The sequence below is a fragment of the Kribbella qitaiheensis genome (genome assembly GCF_014217565.1).
Classification (GTDB): domain Bacteria; phylum Actinomycetota; class Actinomycetes; order Propionibacteriales; family Kribbellaceae; genus Kribbella; species Kribbella qitaiheensis_A.
In genome coordinates, this window is the sequence record NZ_CP043661.1 from 4,030,784 (window position 1) to 4,053,593 (window position 22,810).

Sequence of the window (22,810 nt, forward strand, 5' to 3'; positions counted from 1 at the left end):
GTCCGATTGAACCGCCTGACATCACCGATCCCCATCCTCTGACTATAGTCAGAGGATTCGGCTGGATCCCCTGCCCAGCAGCGAATCTGCGTCCCGATCGACAGGAAATGATCCACGGGAGCGGCCAGAAAGTGGCGCGGCGCCCGACTCAGCCGACGGGACCTGCTGGAAGCCGTTCGCGGTTTGAGAAGACGAGGTCGATCACGTCGTGGCGTTGGTAGGGTCGCCAGCGGGTCAAGTGGGGATGGACGAGCCAGCGGGTGCGGCCGGTCGATTCGGTGAAGGTATCTGGCGCCGGTATCCAGTCGGCGGGGCCGGTGTGGAGTACGCCGTCCGCCGCGGCGACCTGAGCGGCGGGGATCGAATCGGGCGCAACGAAGAACCACCAGCGCTTGCGAAATGACGCCATGGCCGTCGGACAGGTTGCCTTGAGCAACTGATTCAGCAGCGCGCCGTACTGCGGTGGCACGTCGATCACGTCGTACGAGTCGGTGATCAACGCGATGTCCCACGGGTGCTCACTCCAGATCGCTTCCGCCTGAGCCACGCTGCGGACGACTGGTCCGGCCAGGTGTGGGTCTACGCAGTCCCCACGAACGCAGAGGCACACCCCGTCTCTGGGAACAGCCAGCGGAGCAACAGTCCAGCCGTTCTCCACATACCGCACCGCGCGCCGGCAGACCCGCTCCCGCCACCGCCGCCAAGCAAACCCTCCACCCCAGCACCGTGCGGCCGACATACAGTCAGGCACGCTGGCCGACTGCGAAGAAGAGGGAGCTGACTGCGACCAGCTCCGGATGATTGTCGGCGATCCGGGTGCAGGCCAGCGCGGTCTGCAGCGGGTCGGGGTCGCTCATCGTCGCCGGTAGCGGCTGGTCCTTGAAGTGCGCGTCGATGGTGAGGGTCAGCCAGCCGCCCGGTCCGGTGAGCCCGTGGACCGTGACGGCCCGCAGCCCGGCGTTGGTCAGCTCGGTCCGCAGTTGGGTGACCGTGTGGTACGTCGTCTCGGCCATCCGCTCGTTGTCCGGACTGAAGCCGCTGTCCAGGATCTCGCGAACGATCTTCTCCCGCTGCTGCAGCTTGTTCGCGAGCATCGAGCCGATCAGGTTCGCGGCCCGGTTGATCGCGATCACCGCGATGAACCCGCCCGGCTTGATCACCCGGACGGCCTCCCGCAACGCCAGCCGCCGGTCGGCCGCCTCGGGCAGGTGGTACATCGGCCCGGCCAGGAGGACGGCGTCGAAGTGCTCGTTGTCCCACGGCAACCGCCGCGCATCCCCTTGTATTGCGTCAATCCCAGCCGCCGCGGCCTGCTCGACATGCCGCTGGACCGGATCCAGCAGCTCGACGTCGTACCCCTTCTCCTTCAACCAGCTCGCATGTACTCCGGGTCCGCCACCGATGTCCCCGACCGTCGCGGGCGGCTCGGGCAGGTACCGCTCCAACAAGTCCCGCACTCTGGCGAGCTCCAACTGCCCCTTCAACGTCGACCCCAGCCTGCTCGCCTCGTCATGGCGGGTCGTGTAGTGCGTCTCAAGATCCACAGAGGTCGTCATGCCACTGAGTCTCGAGCCCGCGAACCCCTTCCAACAGGGCATTTCGCAGGGCATCCCGGGGCAGCTTCGGGCAGATCGCCTCATCCACAGGCCTCCGATTGCTGTGGACAACTTGACCAGATGTGTTCGGTCTCGAATCCCTTGAAAATAAGGGCTCTTCGATTGGGAAACTGTCGGAGGGGGTGGCTATTGTTAGTGGCATGGAACCCGTCGAGGCGCGTCCGATCCGGTCGATGAGCGGCAAGGAAATGCTCGACGCCCTCGACGCTGTGCACGACGAACTCACGCGCCTGCAGACCTACCGCCACCAGCTCCTTGCCGCCTTCGACGAGGCCGGTCACGCGAATACTTTCGGCGCGAAGGACACCGTCGAGCTCGTGTCGTTCCGCCACCGGCTCCCGGCCGCCCAGGTCCGCGCCGAGCTCAAACTCGCCGCTGCCCTCCAGAAGTACGTCGCTGTCTGCGGTGCGCTGCCCAGCCTGCTGGACGAGGATGCCGACACGGACGAGGGTGACTATTTTCTACACTTCGGTCAGGCGAAAGCCATCGTCACGGCACTGGAGAGGATCCCTCGGTCGGCAATGGTTCCCGTCGAAGATCTGGACGCGGCGGAACAGCAGCTCGTCAAGGCAGCCCAGCACCTGAACTCCGCTGACCTGGCCAGAGCCGGCAAGCAGGTCCGCGACATCCTCGACACCGACGGTCCCGAGCCGGCCGAGGAGGACGCCTACCGACGCGAGGCCCTTTGGTATCGCAAAGCCGACCAGGGCATCTGCCTCGGCGGCTACCTCGCCAACGAGAACGCCGAATTGTTCAGCACCCTGATCCACGCCAACGCCAAGCCCCACAAGACAAAGGACGGTCAGCCCGACCCCCGCACCCGAGACAAGCGCCAGGCAGACGCCCTGGTCGCCGTCCTCACCGCCGCCGCCACAGGCACAGGCACCCCCAGCCCGAACATCACCATAACCATCGACTACAACGCCCTGAAGAACGCCACCGCCCACAACGCCAACCGCACGCCAACTCCCAACCACCCCCGCCCCGCCACGCCCGGCCGCACGGACAAGACCGACCGATCGAGCACAGGCCAAGCGCCCACCCCAGCCGTCACCGCTACTCCTGACTCTGCAGACGCTCTGACCTCAGCCGGCACCAACAGCCTTGCAAACAACGATCTATCCATCGGCCACAGCAACCCACAACCTCCACCCGACGGTCACGGCAACCCACAACCCCTACCGGTCGGTCTCGACGGCGCACGGCGTCTGCCGTTCGATCTTGGGGAGGGGAGCGGGATGGGTGAGCTCGTCTTCGGCGACAACCTGTCGGCCGCCGCGGTCCGCCGTCTCGCCTGCGACTCCGGCGTACTCCCGGTCGTCCTTGGTTCGAACTCGCAACCCCTCGACGTCGGGATGACCAAACGATTCGTCACTGCCCCGATCCGCAACGCCCTGATCGCCCGCGACAAGGGATGCATCATCTGCAACGCACCCCCGATCATGTGCGACGCCCACCACCTCGCGCACTGGATCGACGGCGGCCCGACGTCGCTCGCCAACCTTGCTCTCTTCTGCAAACTCCACCACCGCGAAGTCCACCACCGCCAATGGTCAGTCACCATCATCGACGGCATCCCTCAGGTCACCCGCCCACCCTGGGCCGACCGCACCCCACCCCGCCGAAGACTCCGCGTCCCACCCAACCATCCACCCGAGACCAGCCCCGGTTGGCCGCCGCCTCCTGCCCGCGCCAAGGCCGAGCAGCACAACCCCGGCGAAACGCCAACCCGCTCCTGGCCGCACACCGACGACATCCCCTGGATCACCCCAGCAGACGCCACCCTCCTCAACCCCTGGGGCGACCACCCCACCCAGTCCACCCCACCACCCCTAGCCTCCTAACCCCCCACCTCCACCGCTCCCCGCCCTGCCTGCCTGCCCCGCCTGCCCCGACTGCCCTGCCTGCCTGCCTGCCCCCATCGTCACCACTCCCTGGCCTCCTCCCCCAGCTCCATCACTCTCTAGCGTTTTAACCCACCAACGTCCCGGCCTTGGACTCCGCTCATGTCCGGTCGCCAGCACCAGGTCACCCGAAGACCCGCCGCTGCCCAACTCCTGCAGCCGAACCGGACCGCCCACTCCCTGCGCGGCGGCGGGGTGATCGAGGAGTTCGTTGACGCGACCGTGGCTTTGCCTGGCGCATTGATGGCCACGCCGAGTCCTGGGATCAGCAGCAGCACGAGCAGCACCCAACTACCAAGGCGGCCGCGCGAGCTGGTGGGCCGCCGGTGGAGGTGGCCCACCAGAACGGCGCCTGACAGAACTGCGTTTGGCGGAGCGAGCATCTGGCGGAGCGGGCCGGCCGGCTGTGCGAGCGGGGCCGAGTGGGCTGATTACGTGGGGCTGTACCGACGGACAGGAGGTAGTCGGCTGGTTGGTTGGTGCCCGCGCTCAGCCGGGTGTGGCACGGGTGCGCTCCGTGGACTACCTCCTGTCCGTCGGTACGCGCTCCCGCTGCTGCCTGCGCCTGGGGGAAAGACGGACCGCCCGGCTCCAAGGGGGTGGAGGCGGGCGGTTCGGGGGTAGGAATTAGTCCAGTGGGCGGAGTTCGTCGGCGTAGGAGACTGAGACCCGGCGGAGGACGTTGTCCTTGACGGAGTACTGGCCCATTCGCCACAGGGGTGGGCTGTAGGCGTGGACGGTGACGCTGCCCTTGTCGAGGCCGACCACGCGGTGGATGTGGTCGGGGCCGAAGCCGTAGACGTCGCCGGCCTCGATCTCGGTCTCGACGGAGTCGACGCCGATCGCCAGGTTGTGCTCGACGAGCTTGCCGCGGGCGACGGCGACCGCGCCCGAGGAGACGTCGTGGTCGTGCCAGCCGGTGTCGTTGACCGGGGTCCAGCAGATCAGCCAGACGTCCACGTTGGCGTCGCGGTGCAGCGAGGCGAAGACCCGCTCCTCGTCGCTGTAGGCGACCTTGTCCTCCCACAAATGCGGCTGGGCCGCGATGCCGCCGGCCAGCTCGGCCAGCTCGCTCGGTTCGAGATCACGCCCCGGCAGGTTGTCCAGCGACAGACAGCCGTTGAGCTCCACGAGCCGGCTGGCCTGACGCGCGGGTACGACGGGTGCGTCGGAAACGTGCTGAACAGTCACTGCACTCCCCTCTCGGAGAAGACGCCGATGGCTTGCGGGCCATGGCTTGGGTGGATGTGGTGGTTCCCCGTACTACGTGTCGCGGGGTCGCTGGAAGGTCTGAGGTGATTCATCGCTCCGCCGCCGCTGGATCGATGCCGTACAGCAGGCGGTGCGGATTGTTGTAACGGATCACGGCGGTAGCGGCCGCGCCCTGGCGAAGGTCGACGGTCCCGGCGTACGGGCGGTCGGTGCCGTGGACGACCTGGTCGATCCCGAGCACCCGGGCGACCGCGTCGATCCCCTGCGGTCCGTAGCTCGAGGTCTCGACGAAGAGGTTGGGATCGATGGTGCCGAGTCGGCCGCCACGCGCAGCGAGTCGCTCGTGGTGAACGGGCGCCAAGCCTGCTGCGGCGACGAAGCAGAGCCGGAGCTTCGGGAAGGCGGTGCGACCACCGAAGGCGTGCCAGGCCCACCAGGCCGCCTGCAGTTGGAGGGTGTAGTCGGCCACCGGCGCCCACCATCCCGGCACGTCGCCGGCCGGCAGGGTCGCGGTCCCGGGATGCACGAGTATCGGCTTGCTCGACCGCTCGGCAACCGTCAGCAAGTCGCCGAGGTCAGCCCAGGCGGCCGGCGTACCGAGCACGTGAGCCGGCAGCTGCAGTCCGATAAAACCTCTACCCAGTAAGGATTCCAGGCCGTCGACGTCCGGCTCGACGAGATCGATGGCGGCCCAGGCCTTGAAAGGCTCAGGCAGCGACAACGCACCCTCATGCCAAGCGTCGAGCAAAGCGGTGTCGCCAAGCTGCTCGATGCCGAGCGGGCTGGACAGCGACACCCCGGCCAGTGCGGTCTGGGCATCCTGCTCCAGCGCGACCCGCTTGCCGAGCTCATGTGCCGCCGGATCGACCTCGTACGCCGGCTCGCCGGCCGTGTGCAACGTCCAGCCGTCCAGGTACGGCGGTTCGGTGCGGGCCCGGAGCCGGTCGACGAACCCGGCCGGCCACAGGTGCTGGTGAACATCGATCACGCCGGTCACGGGCACACCTCTCCGTCAAGGTTGACTCGGTTCATACTGGCGGGGAGCTTCGCTTTGAAGCGCTTCAAGACATCCGTAGTGAAGCGCTTCAAAGACGGTGTTGTCAAGCTCGTATCCAGCACGTAAGCCCTGGCGCCCAGCTTTTGTCGGCGCGGTGGCCTAGGGTCGATGCCATGTCCGGAACAGGCCGCAGGCCGACGCTCAAGGACATCGCGGCGGAGACCGGCCTCTCGATGGCGGCGGTCTCGTACGCGCTGCGAGGTCTGCAAGGAACGCCGGAGACGCAGGCGCGGGTGCAGGAAGCCGCCGAACGTCTCGGGTACCAGGCCGATCCCGTGGCCCGCGCGCTCGCGTCCGGCCGGAGCGGTTCGATCGGCGTGCTCTGCGCCTCGCTCGAGGACCTGTGGCAGCAGCGCCTCGCCGCCGCGCTCGGCCGGGAGCTGCTCGCTCCGGACCGGAACGCCTGGATCATCGACTCGGCCGGCGACGCCGACCGTCAGCTCCAGCTCGCCCAGCACCTGGTCGACCACCGCGCCGACGCGATCGTGGTGATCCCGATCGATCCGGGCGCCAAGGCCTGGGCCAAGATCGCCCAGCAGGCGGCCGTGATCGCGATCGGCGACGCGCTGCCCGCCGCGAAGGCGAAGTCCGAGGTCCTCTTCGACAACGAGGCCGGCGTCAGTACGGCGCTGCGCAGACTGGCCGAGGCCGGTCACCGCAACGTCGCGGTGCTCAGCCCGTCCCGCCGGTTCGAGGTGGAGCGGCCGGCCGAGGAGATCGCCCAGCGGGTCGCCTTCGGGCTGAGGCTCAAGATCCGCATCGTCCCGTGTCCGCACGACCTGGCCGGCGCGACCGAGGTCGCCCGCGCGATGCTGACCAGCGATCCGCGGCCGACCGGCGTGCTGGCGCTCGCCGACTCGATGGCCTTCGGGGTGTACGCGGCCTGCTCCGAGCTCGGCATCCGCCTGCCCGACGACCTGTCCCTGCTCGGGTACGACGACCAGCCGATGTCTCAGCTGCTCTGTCCGCCGCTGTCCACGTTCCACTGGCCGCTCGACGACCTCGTGGCGGACGTCGTCGCCCGCGTCACCTCGGCCGTCGACACCAACCGCCGGGTCCGCCGGACCACCGTCGAGCCGACCCTGATCGAGCGCGGCTCGGTCGCCGCCCCGCCCACCACGGCATGACGGCGACTTCCCGGCCACAGCATCCACCCTGCGAAACTAGACTAATCCAGTCGACTTAAAAGACACTGTCCAGGATGCGGATGCACCGCTGAACAGTCAGTGATCGACAGACCACTACCTCGACAGGTCTGGCGACCGACAAGATCAGCCGGTGAGACGATGCAGTCTGGCGCCGACTGCCGACCGGCGGGAATCGCTGCTGGGCAGCACCCGGGCCAGCGCCTCGAAGATCTCCAGGTCCTCGGCGCCGATCGAGGTCTGGGCGAAGCGCCAGATCAGGTCGGCATCCTTCGAATCCAGTACCGCGCCGCGCAAGGTCGCGTCGAGCTCGTCGCGTTCCGTCCGCAGGGCCGGCGCATCGGAGTGCTCCAGCAACGGACCGGAGTACAGGTCCGTCGCCGTCGCCAGATCGCCGGCGCGGATCGCGGCCTGGACATCGGTGACGTCGCTGGAGGCGTCGGCGCGGATCCGGTACGGCTTGGTGTCCAGGATCCCCTCGCCGAGCAGGTTCCGGAGCCGGTGCATCTCGGCCCGGACCGTCGTCGGGTTGCCCTCGTCGCCGTACAGCTGCAGCATCAGTTGCTCGGCGGTGAGCCCGGCCGGATGGAGCAGCAACAACCCGAGCACCTCGGCCCGGCGAAGTGTCAGCGGGATCTCCCGGCCGCGGACCACCGCACTCGGCCTGCGCGCGCCGAGCAACTTCAGCCGTAGCGACGCGCGCGCCCGGCGTACGCCGCCGGGGATCCGCAGCAGATAGCCCTCTTCGAGTGCTTCGACCACGGCCTCGCGCCCGTCGCCCAACTCGACCCGATCCACGCCGGCGGCGATCTCCACCCGGTTGGGCAGCCAGGCGAGCGGCTGTACTGCGAGCACCCGGCCGGTCGGCGTCAGCAGGGCACCCGGCTCATCGCCGAGGGCCGTCAAGTGCCGCATGTTCCGGGCGCGAAGCTGCTCGTCGGCGGCCGCCATCCGCACCCGCAGTTGCCCTTCGGCCAGCTGGGCGGCTGCCGTCACCAGCGCCATCATGGCCGGATGGACCGTGCGCAGCGGCCCGGAGACATCGATCGCGCCGATCAACTTCCCGGTATCCGGATCGTGCACCGGCGCGGCGGCACAGGTCCACGCGTGGATCCGCCGGACCAGGTGTTCGGCCGAGTGGATCTGCACCGGCTGGTCCGCGGCGAGCGCCGTACCCATGCCGTTCGTGCCGATCGCGTCCTCGGACCAGATCGCCCCTTCGGACAATGCGATCCGGTCGGCCTGCCGGCGAACGTCGGCGGCTCCTTCGCGCCACAGGATCAGCCCCTGCGCGTCAGTGACGATCATGATGTGCGACGCCTCGTCCGCGATCGTGGTCAGCGTCTGCCGCAGGATCGGCAACACCGCACGCAGCGGATGGTTCTCCCGCAGCGACTCGAGCAGTTCGTTCGAAATGACCACCGGCGATGCGTCGAGCTCGGGATCGACGGCGGCCGCGAGCGACCGCTGCCAGGACTGGGCCACCAGTGGGCGCGGCACACCTGGCACCCGGCCACCGCCGAGCACCTCGTCGTACAGCTCAGTGAGCCGACGCGCCTGCTCCAGTGCGTCCACGCTCCAGCGTCGCCCGGAAACCCCCGCCGTTCAAGAGCAGAAAGTCATGCAACGTTGATGCAACGTGACGAGTCCTACGGTGCCGACCTGGCACATCTGAGCAGGAGGACCGATGACGATCTATGCGGCGCCCGGGCAGGACGGCAGCCCGATTGAGTTCAAGTCACGCTACGACCACTACATCGGCGGTGAATGGGTGCCGCCCGCCAAGGGCCAGTACTTCGAGAACCCGACGCCCGTGACCGGCGAGACGTTCACCGAGATCGCCCGCGGGACGAGCGACGACGTCGAGCGCGCCCTCGACGCGGCCCACGGCGCCGCCCCCGGCTGGGGCCGGACCTCGGCCGCCGAGCGCGCGAACATCCTGAACAAGATCGCCGACCGGATCGAGGGCAACCTCGAACTGCTCGCCGTCGCCGAGACCTGGGACAACGGTAAGGCGGTCCGCGAGACGCTGGCCGCGGACATGCCGCTGGCGATCGACCACTTCCGGTACTTCGCCGGCGCGCTGCGGGCCCAGGAGGGCTCGATCTCGCAGGTCGACGACGACATGGTCGCCTACCACTTCCACGAACCGCTCGGCGTGGTGGCGCAGATCATCCCGTGGAACTTCCCGATCCTGATGGCGACCTGGAAGCTGGCACCCGCACTGGCGGCCGGCAACGCCGTCGTCCTGAAGCCGGCCGAGCAGACCCCGGCGTCGATCCACGTGCTGATGGAGCTGATCGGCGACCTGCTCCCGCCGGGTGTACTGAACATCGTCAACGGGTTCGGCGTCGAGGCCGGCAAACCGCTTGCCTCCAGCAACAGAATCGCCAAGGTCGCGTTCACTGGTGAGACCACGACCGGCCGGCTCATCATGCAGTACGCCTCGGAGAACATCATCCCGGTCACGCTGGAGCTCGGCGGCAAGAGCCCGAACGTGTTCTTCGACGATGTCGCGAGCGTCAAGGACGACTTCTACGACAAGGCGCTCGAGGGCTTCACGATGTTCGCGCTGAACCAGGGCGAGGTCTGCACCTGTCCGTCCCGCGCGCTGATCCAGGCCGGCATCTACGACTCGTTCCTGACCGACGCGAAGGCCCGGACCGAGGCCGTCAAGCAGGGCAACCCGCTGGACACCGAGACGATGATGGGCGCGCAGGCGAGCAACGACCAGTACGAGAAGATCCTGTCCTACATCGACATCGGCAAGGCCGAGGGCGCGAAGGTGATCACCGGCGGCGAGAAGGCCGACCTCGGCGGCGACCTGAGCGGCGGGTACTACGTCCAGCCGACCATCTTCGAGGGCGACAACAAGATGCGGATCTTCCAGGAGGAGATCTTCGGCCCGGTCGTCTCGGTGACGAGGTTCGACGACTACGCCGACGCGATCAAGATCGCCAACGACACCCTGTACGGGCTCGGCGCCGGCGTCTGGTCGCGCGACATGAACACGGCCTACCGCGCGGGCCGCGAGATCCAGGCCGGCCGGGTCTGGACGAACTGCTACCACGCGTACCCGGCGCACGCGGCGTTCGGTGGGTACAAGAACTCCGGCATCGGGCGCGAGAACCACAAGATGATGCTCGACCACTACCAGCAGACCAAGAACCTGCTGGTCAGCTACCGGCCCACCAAGGACGGCTTCTTCTGATGGTCGACCGGGTTTCGCTGACGGCGGAGGCGGCGGAGTTGCTCCGCCGGCTCACCGAACTGCACGGCCCGCTGATGTTCCACCAGTCCGGCGGGTGCTGCGACGGCAGCTCCCCGATGTGCTACCCCGACGGCGAGTTCAAGACCGGCAACGCGGACATCCAGCTGGGTGAGCTCGACGTCGACGGGCTGGACAAGCCGATCTCGTTCTGGATGTCGAAGAACCAGTTCGAGTACTGGAAGCACACCCACCTGACCGTCGACGTCGTCAAAGGCCGCGGCAGCGGCTTCTCCGTGGAGGCCCCCGAAGGCGTCCGCTTCCTGATCCGCTCCCGCCTCTTCAGCGACCAGGAGTCCGCCGACCTCGGCCTCCTCTGACCAGGCCTGAAAAGGCAGGGGGAAACCTTCAGCGCATACCAGCGCCGGAATTTTGCCGCAATGAAAGGAAAAACCGGTTCACCTCAGTTGAAACCCATGACATTTGTCAGGGTCCGGATCGCTGGTCACCAGCTGTCACCGGGGCGGACGATTTCGAGCACCAATCAACGCCGGTTCCGCCCCGACCGAGTTGGATCGGAGCGGGCCTGCCCAGCTCGAGGAGTTCTGTTGAAGCAACGGATTCTCGTGTCCGCCCTGGGCGTCGGCGCACTAGCCGTCGCAGGACTGACCAGCCAAGGAGCCGCCGCCGCGACTCCGACTCCGTACACCGCCGGAAAACATGCCACCAAGGTGTGCGCGACCGCGACCTCACCCCACACGGCGTCCTGCCATGCCTTCAAGCTGGTCGACGCCTCGGGAGTGGCGCCTGCGACGGCCACCCCGCCGGCCACCGGGCTCACCCCGACCGGCCTGCGCGACGCCTACAAGCTCAACGGGCTGAGCGCCAACGGCCGGACGGTCGCGATCGTCGACGCCTACGGCTACCCGAACCTGGAGCGCGACCTCGGCGTCTATCGCAGCCAGTTCGGCCTGTCCGCCTGCACGATCGCCAACGGCTGCTTGCGGATCATCGACCAGAACGGCGGCACCTCGCTGCCGCGCTTCAACACCGGCTGGGCCGGCGAGCAGGCGCTGGACGTCGACGCGGTCTCCGCTGCCGCACCGGACGCCAAGATCGTCGTCGTACAGGCCAAGTCGGCCAGCTTCGCCGACCTCGGCACCGCGGTGGTCACCGCCGCCAAGCAGCCCGGCGTGGTCGCGATCTCGAACAGCTACGGCGGCGGCGACGCGGCCGACTCGACGTACGGGACCTACTACAACCACCCGGGGATCGCCGTCACGGCGTCGACCGGTGACAACGGCTACCAGGGTGGCAGCTACCCGGCCTCGTCCTCCTACGTCACCGCGGTGGGTGGCACCTCGCTCGTGTCGGCCAGCAACACCCGTGGCTGGTCGGAGAGCGTGTGGAGTGGCGCCGGTTCCGGCTGTTCGACGTACAACACCGCTCTGAGTGCGGCATCCACGTTCGATACCGGCTGCTCGAAGCGAGCGATGGCCGACGTCTCTGCCGCGTCCGACCCAGGCAAGGGCGGAATGGCGATCTACTACCCGACCAGCAAGACAGCCTCGACCTGGGCGCAGTTCGGCGGGACCAGTGAGGCCGCTCCGATCATCGCGTCGGTCTACGCGCTGTCGGGCAACACCGCCGGGTACGCGAACGCACTGCCGTACGCGCACACCAGCTCGCTGTTCGACGTCACCACCGGCTCCAACGGCAGCTGCCCCATCACCCAGTGGTGCAACGCCCGGACCGGCTGGGACGGCCCCACCGGCCTCGGCACGCCGAATGGCGCAGGCGCCTTCTAAGTAGGTTCGTCACAGCCAATCAAGCAACGGGCGGACCGGCATCACCGGTCCGCCCGTCCAGCACTGTTCGCAGCCGGTTCGTTGCTCTGTGCTACGACTTTGGCGTCGCTTGCAGTATCGGTCCGTTTACGAAGGACAACCCTCGTCTCGGCCGCATTCACCGAATAGCCCTTCCGCGCGCGGAAATGCAGGTTTAAGGTCAGCCCGGACGGATCGTCGAGGGCGAGCCGCAAAGACAAATTCATGGAGCGTTTGCTGTGACAACACCACGCAGGGGGCGGGGGCTTCTGGCAGTCACCGCTGTCTCAGCCACCACCGTGCTGGCGATCACCGCCACCGGTGCACTGGCGGCACCATCCGCCAAGCCGGGTCCGGACTCGTCGAAGCAGGCCGGTCAATCCGCCGACAAGAAGACCGCCAAGGAACGCAAGGGCAACTACGACGCCCGGACGCCCAGCGACCGGGTCGACTACGCGAACGCGGCTCGCACGATGAGCAAGCAGGGCGCGGCGCAGGACAAGTTCCGCGCCTCGCTCGGCAGCCAGGCCGTGGTCTCCGTCGACCAGGTCACCGGTACGCCGAAGCAGGTGGCGAAGCTGAACGGCTTCCTCACCGGCGCGAGCAACAAGCCCGCCGCGAAGGTCGCGCTGGACTACATCCGGGCGCACCCGGAGATCTTCCACCTCTCCGAGCAGGACCTGCAGACGCTCCGGCTCCGCAAGGACTACAAGGACATCGTCGGCACCCACCACGTCTCGTGGGAGCAGGTTGTCGGCGGCGTACCGCTGTTCGGCAACGGCCTGCAGGCCAACGTCACCAAGAAGGGCCAGCTGATCTCGATCCAGGGCTCGCCGGTGGCGGGTCTGAACGGGCTGGCCGCGAGCCGCTCGGCCGGTCCGGCGGTCTCCGCCGACTCCGCCCGTGGCAAGGCTGCCTCGGATGTCGACGGCAAGGCCCAGGCAGTCAAGGGCACCGCCAAGGGCAACGTGAAGAACTGGACCAACGGCGACCAGGCGAAGCTCGTGTGGTTCTACACCGCTGACGGCCTGCGTAAGGGCTGGGCGACGTACACCCAGGCCGGCGACTCCCTCAACTACACGCACGTGATCGACGCGCAGTCGGGCGCCGTGCTGTACCGCCGCGACCTGACCGACGAGGCCAACGGCGACGCCTTGGTCCAGGAGAACTACCCGGGTGCTCCCCGCGGTGGCCAGCAGCACGTGGTCAACCTCTTCCAGCGGGGCTTCCTGCTCAAGGGTGCGACCACCCTCGACGGAACGTCGGTGCACGCCTTCGCGGACGTGAATGACGACAATGTCGCCAACGCCGGTGAGAACGTCAAGGTGCCCGGCACCAAGCACGGCGCGGAGTACGTGCTGAAGTCGTTCAACACGAACAACTCCAGCAAGCTCTGCTCGACCGCGTTCATCTGCACCTGGGACCCGGCCAAGCCGGACTCCTGGAAGGTGAACCAGAAGCAGGACGTCACCAACGCGTTCTACCTGGCCAGCAACTTCCACGACTGGTTGCAGAAGGGCCCGATCGGTTTCACCCCCGCGGCCGGTAACTTCACGACCGCCGGCGGCGACCCGGTCAGCCTGAACGCGCTCGACGGCGCGGCCACGGCCGCCAACGGTGGTCCGGACGCCAACCACCTCGACAACGCGAACATGAACACCCCGCCCGACGGCCTGTCACCGACGATGCAGATGTACCTGTGGCACACCCCGGGCGCTGACGACACCCAGGACGCCTTCGTCCCGAGCAGCGGTGCGAACGACGCCAGCATCCTTTACCACGAGTACACCCACGGTCTGTCGAACCGTCTGGTGGTCGACGCCTCCGGGAACTCGACGCTGAACAGCATCCAGGCCGGTTCGATGGGTGAGGCGTGGAGCGACTTCTACGCGATGGACTACCTGGTCACCAACCGCCTCGAGAAGGACACCAGCAAGGACGGCGAGGTGCTCGAGGGCAAGTACGTCTCGGCCGGCGCGCTGTTCCGTACCCAGGCGATGGACTGCTCGGTCGGCTCGGCCTCGCCGAACTGCGTGGGCATCGACGGTTCCCAGGGTGGTTACACCTACGGCGACTTCCCGACCATCGGCGGTGCACCCGAGGTGCACTCCTCCGGTGAGGTCTGGGCCCAGACGCTGTGGGACATCCGCAAGAAGCTCGGCCGCACCAAGGCCCTGTCGGACATCACCCGCGGGATGGAACTGTCCCCGGCCGACCCGTCGATGCTCGACATGCGCAACGCCATCCTGCAGGCCGACCTGGTCGCATTCGGTGGCGCGAACCAGAAGGCGCTCTGGAAGATCTTCGCCAACCGCGGCATGGGCTGGTTCGCCGGCGCCACCAACGCGGGCGACTCGCTGCCGGCCGAGGACACCCACGTCCCGCCGACCGGCGCGACCGCCACACTGTCCGGCACCGTGATCGACAAGGACACCAACACCGGGGTCAGCGGTGCGCTCGTCTTCATCGCCGGTCACGACTCCGGCTTCGGCGGCGACTACACCGCCGTGACGAACGCCCAGGGCAAGTACACGATCCCGGGCATCTTCCCGGGCACCTACCCGAAGTTCGTCGTCGCGGCCAAGGGCTACGAGATCCTGAACCAGTCCGTCACGGTCTCCGCCAGCGGCACCACGGCGAACTTCTCGCCGCGGCGCAACTGGGCCTCGGCCTCCGGCGGCGGCACGGTGAAGGCGTTCAACGGTCCCGACTTCAGCCCGCAGTGTGGGCCGGGCTTCGCGATCGACAGCGGCCAGGGCACCGGCTGGGGCAGCACCACCGGTGACAACGCCGGGAACCCGACCAACGTGATGATCCCCAAGAACATCGACATCGCGCTGCCGGCGGCCGTGAACGTCACCAAGTTCTCGGTCGACCCGTCCAACACCTGTGGTGACCCGGGCAGCGCCTCGACCGGCGACTACCGGATCGAGACCTCGGTCGACGGCACCACCTGGGCGACCGCCCAGACGGGTACCTTCACCGCGGCCAACCGTGGCAAGTACACCGAGCTCACCCCGAGCGGCAACGCGACCGGCATCAAGTTCGTCCGGTTCGTGATGCTCAGCCCGCAGGTCCCCAACTTCTCGACGAACTGCCCGGCCGGCGCCTTCGGCGGCTGCAAGTTCACCGACATGTCGGAGATCCAGGTCTTCGGTACCAAGTAGCAGCACCGACACCGAAGGGCCGGCCGAACATTCGGCCGGCCCTTCGGCCTGTACTGCGCGCGTCCGGCGACCGCGCCGGACAGAGTGAGACGGGACACGCTGGCGTGATGAGGCCCTCACCGACATGACTGACCGGTAACCAACCAATAACATCGCTGGTATGCAGATCCTCGCCATCGTCGTCTCGCTCGCGATCGCCGCTGTCGGTGTCGCACTGTTCGGCAAGACGATCGGGCACATGGTGTCCGTGATCAAGCTCGGTCAGCCGGTCAGCCGCACGGACAACCCGGGGCAGCGGACGGCCACGCTCGCCAAGGAGTCCTTGCTGCACACCCGGATGCTGCAGTGGAGCCACATCGGCGTCCTGCACTGGTTCGTGGCGTTCGGCTTCATCGGGCTGTTCCTCAGCCTGGTGACGGCGTTCGGGCAGCTGTTCTCCGCGCACTGGGTGCTGCCGATCATCGGCCACTGGTTCGTCTTCGAGTGGGTCAGCGAGTTCCTGTCCTGGACCGGTCTGGTCTCGATCATCGGGCTGATGGCGATCCGGCTACGGAACCTGCCGAAGGGCGAGAAGGGCCGGTACAGCCGCTTCTTCGGCTCCCGCGCCTGGCAGGCGTACTACGTGGAATACACGATCCTCGGCGTACTGATCTGCATCCTGCTGCTGCGCGGCCTGGAGTACGAGCTCGGTGGCGCCTCCAAGTTCCACTTCCCGACCACGTTCTTCCTCGGCACCGGGCTGTTCGGCGGCCTGTCGGAGCACGGCCTGGAGAACGCGGTCTACCTGGTCGCGATGGTCAAGATCCTGATCTCGTTCGCCTGGATGATCACCATCTCGCTGAACGCCACGATGGGCGTCGCCTGGCACCGGTTCACCGCCTGGCCGAACATCTGGTTCAAGCGCAAGCCTGCTACCAGCGATGGCGGCGGTCTGGCATTGGGCGCGCTGCAGCCGATCATGATCAAGGGCGAGCCGATCGACTTCGAGAACATCGAGGAGCTCGACGAGGACGCGACCCTCGGGGTCGGCAAGATCGAGGACTTCACCTGGAAGGGCCTGCTCGACTTCACCACCTGTACCGAGTGCGGCCGCTGCCAGTCGCAGTGCCCCGCCTGGAACACCGAGAAGCCGCTGTCACCGAAGCTGGTGATGATGAACCTGCGCGAGCACGCGTACGCCAAGGCGCCGTACCTGCTGGCCTCGTCGGACGAAGAGCGCCAGTCGCTGCCCGACCTGGTGAAGGCCGAGGTCGAGCGGCCGTTGGTCGGCGCGGCCGACGTCGCCGTGATCGACGAAGAAGCACTGTGGGCCTGTACGTCGTGTGGCGCCTGTGTGCAGCAATGCCCCGTCGACATCGAGCACGTGGACGCGATCATGGACATGCGCCGCTACCAGGTGCTGATCGAATCGTCGTTCCCGTCCGAGCTGAACGGGCTCTTCAAGGGCCTGGAGAACAAGGGCAACCCGTGGAACATGAGCCCGTCGGGTCGGATGGACTGGGCCAAGGATCTGCCGTTCGAGGTCAAGCAGGTCGGCACCGATGTGGAGACGCTGGCCGAGGTCGAGTACCTGTTCTGGGTCGGCTGCGCGGGCGCCTACGAGGATCGCGCCAAGAAGACCACCCAGGCCGTGGCCGAGTTGCTGAACATCGCCGGCGTCTCGTTCGCAGTACTGGGTGACGGTGAGACCTGCACGGGTGACCCGGCTCGCCGGGCCGGTAACGAGTTCGTCTTCCAGCAGCTGGCGATGCAGAACGCCGAGGTGTTCAAGGAGACTGGCGCGAAGAAGGTCGTCTCGACCTGTGCGCACTGCTTCAACACGCTGAAGAACGAGTACTCCCAGCTCGGCGTCGAGCTGGATGTCATCCACCACACCCAGCTGCTGAACCGGTTGGTCCGCGAGGGCAAGCTGACCCCGGTCGCGCCGACCGACAGCGCGCTGAACGGGCAGAAGATCACCTACCACGACCCGTGCTACCTGGGCCGGCACAACCAGGTGTACGACGCGCCGCGTGAGCTGCTCGACATCATCCCGGGCGCGGAGTTCGCCGAGATGCCGCGGAACCAGACCAAGTCGTTCTGCTGCGGCGCGGGTGGCGCGCGGATGTGGATGGAGGAGAAGACCGGCAGCCGGATCAACCTGAACCGGACCGACGAAGCCGTCGCGACCGGTGCGGACAAGATCGCCACCGGCTGCCCGTTCTGCCGGGTGATGCTGTCCGACGGCCTGACGGCCAAGCAGGCCGACGGTTCGGCCCGCGAGTCCGTCGAGGTCCAGGACGTCGCCCAACTGCTGCTCAGCTCGGTCAAGCGCGGCAGCTGACTGATTGCACGTTGCTGCAATTCCCTTCCGGTGAAGCCACTCGGACCCGTAGGATCCGACAGCTCGGGGTCCATTGGGAGGGGAATTGTTGTGAAGTTTGGTACTCGGCTGGCAGCCGTGGCTGTCGCACTGCCGCTGGCGTTGGGTCTGGCTGCCTGCGGAGGTAGTGACGGGAAGAACAGCGCGAACGGCTCCATGCCGTCCGTACCGGTCAGCACCGAGACGGCACCGACCAGCGCGCCGCCGACGACGGCACCGCCGGCACCGGTCGCGCACCTGAACCGCGTCACCTTCCTGCCGGCGATGAACACCGCGCTGACCAAGCAGAAGACCTGGCGGACGACCGCGACGATGACCGCCGGCGGTCAGACGATCATGACGATCACCGGCTACCAGCAGGCCAAGCCGCTGGCCGCGTCGATGACGATGACCGGTCAGGCGTTCGAGGGCAAGTCGGCGAAGATCATCGTGCTCGGCAGCAAGCTGTACATGTCCATGCCCGGTGCGACGCCGGCCGGCAAGTACCTGATGATCGACACGAAGGTCGCCGATCCGGCCGGCATCGGGGCGATGGTGGACAGCGCCGATCCGACCAAGACGTTCAAGGCGCTCGGCATCGGGATGAAGAACGTGAAGTTCATCGGCCCGGAGACCGTCGACGGCGTCAAGCTCGACCACTACGAGTTGACCGTCGACACGGCGGCAGCGCTCAAGACGCAGAGCAAGAAGCTGCCCGCGGGCACGCCGAAGACGCTGCCCTACTCGCTCTGGCTCGGCGCCGACCATCTCGTCCACAAGATGTCGTTCGACGCCCAGGGCATCAGCATGGTGATGAACATGAACGAGTACAACAAGCCCGTCACCATCACCGCGCCGCCGGCGAGCAAGATCGTCAAGCGCTGACCTCAGCGCAAGTAGGAAGCGCCGTTGAAGTCAAGGACGGCGCCGGTGGACCAGGTCGCGGCCGGGGAGGCCAGCCAGACGATCGCGTCGGCGACCTCCTCGGCTCGTGCGACCCGTCCGTACGGGCTCTGGGCCCGGATCGGGTCGCCGGCCGGTCCCGCCAGCAGTTGGGCCGTCATGTCGGTGGCGATGAATCCGGGCGCGATTGACGTCACGGTGATGTCATGTGGCGCCAGTGAGACGGCCAGTGACTGCCCCAAGGCGTGCAATCCGGCCTTCGAGGCCCCGTACGCCGGTACGTCCGGCTCGCCGCGGTAGGCGCCGCGCGACCCGACATTGACGATGGCGCCTCTTTTGACGCCATCGGCCGGTGCCACGTCGAGCATCTGCCGGGCCACGCACCAGGTCAGGTGCGCCGCCCCTTCGAGGTTCACCGCGAGCGTCTTCCGCCACGCCGCCACCCACTCGTCGTACGAGGTCTCCGCCAGTGGATGACCGATCCGGCGGGACCCGGCGACGGGCTGTTCGACATACAGGGCAGCGTTGTTGACCAGCACATCGATCCGCCCGAGCGCAGCGGCTGATTCCTCAACCAGGGAAGGGATTCCGGTCGAATCACCAAGATCGCCGGTGATCACGGAATGCCCCTCGCCGGGAAGCTCGGCCAGTACTGCGTTCGCCTCGTCGACGGCACCGCGACAATGCAGGACGACCCGATCACCGGCGGCCGCGAACGCCTTCGCCGCCGCCGCTCCGACGCCTCGTGACGCCCCGGTGACGAGCACTCCTCTGGACACGCTCACAGCTCACTCCCTAGCTCGTTGAACCTTCATTCTGCCGCATCACCAGCACCCCTTGACGGCGTCATGACATCACGAGGGGTTGACAGTGACGTCATAGTGACGTCACTATTGCGTCATGGAACTTGACCACTACCTCGAGTCGGTCCGCCGTAGCGTGGAGAACGCCACCGCGTTGGCCGACGACCAAACTCGCTCCGTGGCTCAGCGCCTCGGCGCCACGCTGGATGACGCGGGCCGGCTGGCCCTCATCTCAGCCCTGTCCGACGCCGCCGGTGAGATCAGCCGCGAGCTTTCCCCCGGTTCGGTCGAGCTCCGGATGGCCGGTGGCCGCCCCGAGTTCGTGGTCACGCCGGCCCCGAGTCAGCTGACCGGCCCCGACGACGACCTGGACGACGAGACGGACGACTCCGGCACTGTGGCCGACGAGCTCGCGCCGGACGCCGACGAGGCGACCGCACGGATCACGCTGCGGCTGCCGATGTCGGTGAAGAACAAGGTGGACGAGGCCGCCGCGAGCGAGGGCATCTCCTCGAACGCGTGGCTGATGCGCACCGTGATGACCTCGCTGACCGGCGACCGCGGCCGCCGCGGTGGCCCCCGGCCGCCCCGCCCGCCGCGCGCCCCGCGAGGTGGCTTCTTCGGCCCCGACGGTCCGCTCGGACCGGAAGGCCCGCTGGGACCCGACGGTGTCTTCGGCCCGGACGGTGTGTTCGGACCGGAAGGCCCGTTCGGACCGGACGGCGTCTTCGGCGACCGGGACAAGCGCGGTGACCGCGACCAGCGGCGCGGCGAGCGCGACTCGCGCCGGGACAAGCACGACCGCCGCGGTGGACGCGGACCGGGACAGCAGATGACGGGGTGGGCAGAGTGAGCGACTACAGCAGCACTCAGGTGATCGGTGAAGCCGGCGAGATCGACCGGGTCCGGATCGAGATCGGCTCCGGCCTGGTGGAGATCCACCCGGTCGACGGCGACAAGACGCTGGTCTCTCTGGAGGTCGACGGAGGCCAGGCGGAGAGCGTGCGGTGCGACGTCGTCAACGGCGAGCTGATCGTCGAGGGCCCCCGCAACGTCCGCCGCGGCCCGGAGATCCGGGTCCGGGTCCAGACCCCGGATCAGCTGATCACCCGGATCAAGACCGGCTCGGCCGACATCGTCGCCTCGACGCCGCTGGGTGAGTCCCGGCTGTCGACCGGGTCCGGCGAGATTCAGCTCGACCGGGTCGAAGGCAGCCTGGGCGCGAGCACCGGCAGCGGCGAGATCCGGGTCCGGTACGCCGCGGGTCCGGTCCGCGCCAAGACCGGCTCCGGCGCGATCGACATCGGCGAGGCCGCCGACTCGCTCGGCCTGAGCACCGGTTCGGGCGACATCCGGGTCGGCGACGCGGCCGGCCCGACCACCGTCAAGGTCGGCTCGGGTGACATCACCATCGAGCGGATCCGGGACCACTCGGTCGCCACCTCCGGCTCCGGTGACGTCACGGTCGAACTCGCCGACGGACCGAGCGTCCGGGCCGAGACCGCCCGCGGCGACGTTCACATCGGCGTACCGGAGGGCGTGCCGACCTATCTCGACCTGAAGACCATCACCGGCCACATCCGGTGCGACCTCGAGGCCTCCCAACGGCCGGCCGAGGGCGAGCGCTCGCTGATGCTGCGGGCCCGCACCGTCTCCGGGGACATCACCGTCGTCCGGGTCTGAACCACCAACCACATTCGTCAACGGGGACCAGTGAGGGGAAACATCATGATCACCGAACACCAAGAGGTCGCCCGTCACCGGGTCGCCGAGCAGATCAAGGCCGCCGAGGTTCGGGCGCAGCGCAAGGAACACCGCGAGGTACTGCGGGCCGAAGGCGAGGCCGGCGGCCCGCGGCACGAGCTGGCCGGGGTGCTGCGGCGCCTGGCCGACCGGCTCGAGCCGCAGCCGCGCCACCGCCGTACGGGCTTGTCTGTGGTGCGGTGAGATCGATGACTTATCAGTCACTTTGCAGCTTGTTGCAACGCCTGGGCTTGATCACCATCCCGAACCGCTGACGCTGCTAGGTTTCAAGCGATCATTTCGATTGACTTGGGGAGAGAGCAACGATGCAGCGTCCGACGACCGCCAAAGCAGTCGCCACCGCAGCCGCCCTGCTCGTCCTGCTGGCCGGCTGCGGCGGCAAGGACGACGACAAGGGCAACGGCACTTCGAAAGACGGCGGTGACAACCCGGCGAGCACCCCGTCGGCCCCCGCGGTCGCGTCGTTCGACCCACCCAAGGGCTTCAATCCCATCCAGGCCTACGGCGTCCTGAAGTCCGACACCGAGGACACCTACTCGCTCAGTGCCGGGATGGTCGGGCAGACCTCGCTGGTCTCCGGCAAGACCGGTCTGACCGGCCGGGACATCGCCGGCCAACGCGACCCGTGGACGGTCCTGTCCACGACGAAGCCGGACACGATCAGCACCGTCGCCCACACCGATCCGATGCCGGTCCAGGTCGACGGCAAGGACGTCATCGCGATCGCCTACGTCCAGAACGACAAGGGCGGCGGCACCCAGAAGGTCCACGGCCAGGTGCTGCTGCAGTGGCTCGACGCCGCCGACGGCAAGAAGCTCGCCGAACTGACCGTCGACCTCAGCCAGACCCTCGGCCCGGGCGGCGGCTCCAAAGGCTTCCTGAGCAAGAGCTACGACCAGGCGACCGGCCAGGTCGCGCTCGGCCTCAGCATCGACGCGGCGGACGGTGAGAAGAAGGCCGGTTCCGCGATCACCATCTTCGCCGACCCGAAGACGCAGAAGGCGAACGTGATCCCGTTCTTCGAGGCGGCCGGCGTGCTGAACGGCACCGTCGTCGGCACCAAGGCCAGCAACTCCGAGGGCGCGCACGACGGCACGATCGTGATCGCCGACGGCGCCAGTGGCAAGGTCAGCAAGCAGATCCCCACCAAGCTCAACTACCTGCAGCCGGCCGGCAGCGGCACCAAGCACGCCTTCCTGTCCGGTTCGTCCTACGTGCCGAACTCGAAGTCGGTCATCTACACCTACATCAACACCCTGTACTCCGTGGACATCGCCACCGGCGCCGTGGTCCAGACCAAGTCGGCCCTCGACACTGAGCACGACTACTACTTCCGCTGCCTCGGGGACCAGGCCGCCGGCGTCGTCTGCACCACCGGCGAGAACCCGGGCACGGACGAGATCATCGGCATCGACGACACCACCGGCAAGAAGGTCTGGGGCTACACCAAGTCCTCGGCCAGCCGGATCGTCCCCCGCGTCACCGCGGCCTTCCACGGCGTCGTCTACGGGGTCGCCGGGGAGGACCAGCCGGTGATGCTGAACCTGGCCGGCGGCCAGGACATCCCGCGCCCCTCGTCGGACCCGTCCTCGTCGGACCCGTCCGGGACGCCGACGACCGGGACCACCCCGACCGACGGAACGACGCCGACCGACGACGGCCTGGTCACGCCGCCCACCGAGACGCCCGGGGTGAACGATCCCAGCAGCGCGTTCGGCTCGTCGATGTCGTTCTACGACCCGAAGCTCGGCGTGCCGTCGCCGACCGCGGTGACGCAGTACGGCGGCGCCTATCTGCAGGAGGCTCTCGGTGACGACCTGGAGCGCGAGAAGATCCTGGTCGTGTTGAAGCCGACCGCCTGATC

Annotated in this window: 18 protein-coding genes; 12 read left to right on the forward strand and 6 right to left on the reverse strand. The window is 67.8% G+C overall.

The window, feature by feature from the left end:
• Window positions 1-148: 148 nt before the first annotated feature.
• Both F1D05_RS18905 and F1D05_RS18910 read right to left on the reverse strand, forming a co-directional pair.
• Window positions 149-547 carry a hypothetical protein gene (locus F1D05_RS18905; protein WP_246486811.1) on the reverse strand — a complete coding sequence of 133 codons (399 nt, stop codon included), beginning with the start codon at window positions 545-547 and terminating at the stop codon, window positions 149-151.
• Between the two features lie 196 nt (window positions 548-743).
• Complete coding sequence (locus tag F1D05_RS18910; protein WP_185448878.1) at window positions 744-1,556, reverse strand: class I SAM-dependent methyltransferase; 813 nt, start codon at window positions 1,554-1,556, stop codon at window positions 744-746.
• Window positions 1,557-1,756: 200 nt separating this feature from the next.
• Between F1D05_RS18910 and F1D05_RS18915 the strand changes: the two genes are divergently transcribed.
• On the forward strand, window positions 1,757-3,460 hold the full coding sequence (locus F1D05_RS18915) for an HNH endonuclease signature motif containing protein (RefSeq protein WP_185448879.1): 1,704 nt from the start codon (window positions 1,757-1,759) through the stop codon (window positions 3,458-3,460).
• Between the two features lie 687 nt (window positions 3,461-4,147).
• On the opposite strand, the gene F1D05_RS18920 is transcribed toward F1D05_RS18915, so the two are convergent.
• Both F1D05_RS18920 and F1D05_RS18925 read right to left on the reverse strand, forming a co-directional pair.
• Window positions 4,148-4,711 carry a cysteine dioxygenase gene (locus tag F1D05_RS18920; RefSeq protein ID WP_185448880.1) on the reverse strand — a complete coding sequence of 188 codons (564 nt, stop codon included), beginning with the start codon at window positions 4,709-4,711 and terminating at the stop codon, window positions 4,148-4,150.
• 109 nt (window positions 4,712-4,820) lie between these two features.
• Complete coding sequence (locus F1D05_RS18925) at window positions 4,821-5,729, reverse strand: amidohydrolase family protein (RefSeq protein ID WP_246486812.1); 909 nt, start codon at window positions 5,727-5,729, stop codon at window positions 4,821-4,823.
• Window positions 5,730-5,902: 173 nt separating this feature from the next.
• Here F1D05_RS18925 and F1D05_RS18930 point away from each other — a divergent pair, with 173 nt between their 5' ends.
• Complete coding sequence (locus F1D05_RS18930) at window positions 5,903-6,916, forward strand: LacI family DNA-binding transcriptional regulator (RefSeq protein ID WP_185448881.1); 1,014 nt, start codon at window positions 5,903-5,905, stop codon at window positions 6,914-6,916.
• Between the two features lie 144 nt (window positions 6,917-7,060).
• On the opposite strand, the gene F1D05_RS18935 is transcribed toward F1D05_RS18930, so the two are convergent.
• On the reverse strand, window positions 7,061-8,509 hold the full coding sequence (locus F1D05_RS18935) for a helix-turn-helix domain-containing protein (RefSeq protein ID WP_185448882.1): 1,449 nt from the start codon (window positions 8,507-8,509) through the stop codon (window positions 7,061-7,063).
• A 112-nt stretch (window positions 8,510-8,621) separates the two neighbouring features.
• Here F1D05_RS18935 and adh point away from each other — a divergent pair, with 112 nt between their 5' ends.
• The 6 genes from adh to F1D05_RS18965 all read left to right on the forward strand — a co-directional run bounded on the left by adh (window position 8,622) and on the right by F1D05_RS18965 (window position 18,361).
• Window positions 8,622-10,145: an aldehyde dehydrogenase gene (gene adh / locus F1D05_RS18940; RefSeq protein ID WP_185448883.1), complete on the forward strand. Its 1,524-nt coding sequence runs from the start codon at window positions 8,622-8,624 to the stop codon at window positions 10,143-10,145.
• Complete coding sequence (locus F1D05_RS18945; protein WP_185448884.1) at window positions 10,145-10,522, forward strand: DUF779 domain-containing protein; 378 nt, start codon at window positions 10,145-10,147, stop codon at window positions 10,520-10,522. Before adh ends, F1D05_RS18945 begins: the two co-directional genes overlap by 1 nt.
• 228 nt (window positions 10,523-10,750) lie before the next feature.
• A complete protein-coding gene (locus tag F1D05_RS18950; RefSeq protein WP_206686271.1) occupies window positions 10,751-11,950 on the forward strand; it encodes a S53 family peptidase in 1,200 nt (399 codons plus the stop codon).
• Window positions 11,951-12,207: 257 nt separating this feature from the next.
• On the forward strand, window positions 12,208-15,135 hold the full coding sequence (locus F1D05_RS18955) for a M36 family metallopeptidase (protein ID WP_185448885.1): 2,928 nt from the start codon (window positions 12,208-12,210) through the stop codon (window positions 15,133-15,135).
• A 160-nt stretch (window positions 15,136-15,295) separates the two neighbouring features.
• Entirely contained in the window at window positions 15,296-17,458 is a 2,163-nt protein-coding gene (locus F1D05_RS18960; RefSeq protein ID WP_185448886.1) for a (Fe-S)-binding protein, read from the forward strand.
• A gap of 90 nt (window positions 17,459-17,548) precedes the next feature.
• Window positions 17,549-18,361, forward strand: coding sequence for an LppX_LprAFG lipoprotein (locus F1D05_RS18965; protein WP_185448887.1), 813 nt, complete (start codon window positions 17,549-17,551; stop codon window positions 18,359-18,361).
• 2 nt (window positions 18,362-18,363) lie between these two features.
• On the opposite strand, the gene F1D05_RS18970 is transcribed toward F1D05_RS18965, so the two are convergent.
• A complete protein-coding gene (locus F1D05_RS18970; protein WP_246486813.1) occupies window positions 18,364-19,164 on the reverse strand; it encodes an SDR family NAD(P)-dependent oxidoreductase in 801 nt (266 codons plus the stop codon).
• A 115-nt stretch (window positions 19,165-19,279) separates the two neighbouring features.
• Here F1D05_RS18970 and F1D05_RS18975 point away from each other — a divergent pair, with 115 nt between their 5' ends.
• From F1D05_RS18975 to F1D05_RS18990, 4 genes are all read left to right on the forward strand, one after another.
• Window positions 19,280-20,035, forward strand: a complete 756-nt coding sequence (locus tag F1D05_RS18975) for a hypothetical protein (RefSeq protein ID WP_185448888.1) — start codon at window positions 19,280-19,282, stop codon at window positions 20,033-20,035.
• Window positions 20,032-20,865 carry a DUF4097 family beta strand repeat-containing protein gene (locus F1D05_RS18980; protein ID WP_246486814.1) on the forward strand — a complete coding sequence of 278 codons (834 nt, stop codon included), beginning with the start codon at window positions 20,032-20,034 and terminating at the stop codon, window positions 20,863-20,865. Before F1D05_RS18975 ends, F1D05_RS18980 begins: the two co-directional genes overlap by 4 nt.
• A gap of 45 nt (window positions 20,866-20,910) precedes the next feature.
• Window positions 20,911-21,129 (forward strand): hypothetical protein, encoded by a 219-nt coding sequence (locus F1D05_RS18985; RefSeq protein WP_185448890.1) that lies wholly within the window; start codon window positions 20,911-20,913, stop codon window positions 21,127-21,129.
• Between the two features lie 122 nt (window positions 21,130-21,251).
• On the forward strand, window positions 21,252-22,808 hold the full coding sequence (locus F1D05_RS18990; RefSeq protein WP_185448891.1) for a hypothetical protein: 1,557 nt from the start codon (window positions 21,252-21,254) through the stop codon (window positions 22,806-22,808).
• Window positions 22,809-22,810 lie beyond the last annotated feature (2 nt).

Bases quoted from the DNA above. Each gene is read 5' to 3' on its own strand.
- F1D05_RS18910 (WP_185448878.1), bottom strand. From the start codon at position 1,556: ATGACGACCTCTGTGGATCTTGAGACGCACTACACGACCCGCCATGAC.
- F1D05_RS18945 (WP_185448884.1), top strand. From the start codon at position 10,145: ATGGTCGACCGGGTTTCGCTGACGGCGGAGGCGGCGGAGTTGCTCCGC.
- F1D05_RS18975 (WP_185448888.1), top strand. From the start codon at position 19,280: ATGGAACTTGACCACTACCTCGAGTCGGTCCGCCGTAGCGTGGAGAAC.
- F1D05_RS18990 (WP_185448891.1), top strand. From the start codon at position 21,252: ATGCAGCGTCCGACGACCGCCAAAGCAGTCGCCACCGCAGCCGCCCTG.
- F1D05_RS18985 (WP_185448890.1), top strand. From the start codon at position 20,911: ATGATCACCGAACACCAAGAGGTCGCCCGTCACCGGGTCGCCGAGCAG.
- F1D05_RS18915 (WP_185448879.1), top strand. From the start codon at position 1,757: ATGGAACCCGTCGAGGCGCGTCCGATCCGGTCGATGAGCGGCAAGGAA.
- F1D05_RS18930 (WP_185448881.1), top strand. From the start codon at position 5,903: ATGTCCGGAACAGGCCGCAGGCCGACGCTCAAGGACATCGCGGCGGAG.
- F1D05_RS18960 (WP_185448886.1), top strand. From the start codon at position 15,296: ATGCAGATCCTCGCCATCGTCGTCTCGCTCGCGATCGCCGCTGTCGGT.
- adh (WP_185448883.1), top strand. From the start codon at position 8,622: ATGACGATCTATGCGGCGCCCGGGCAGGACGGCAGCCCGATTGAGTTC.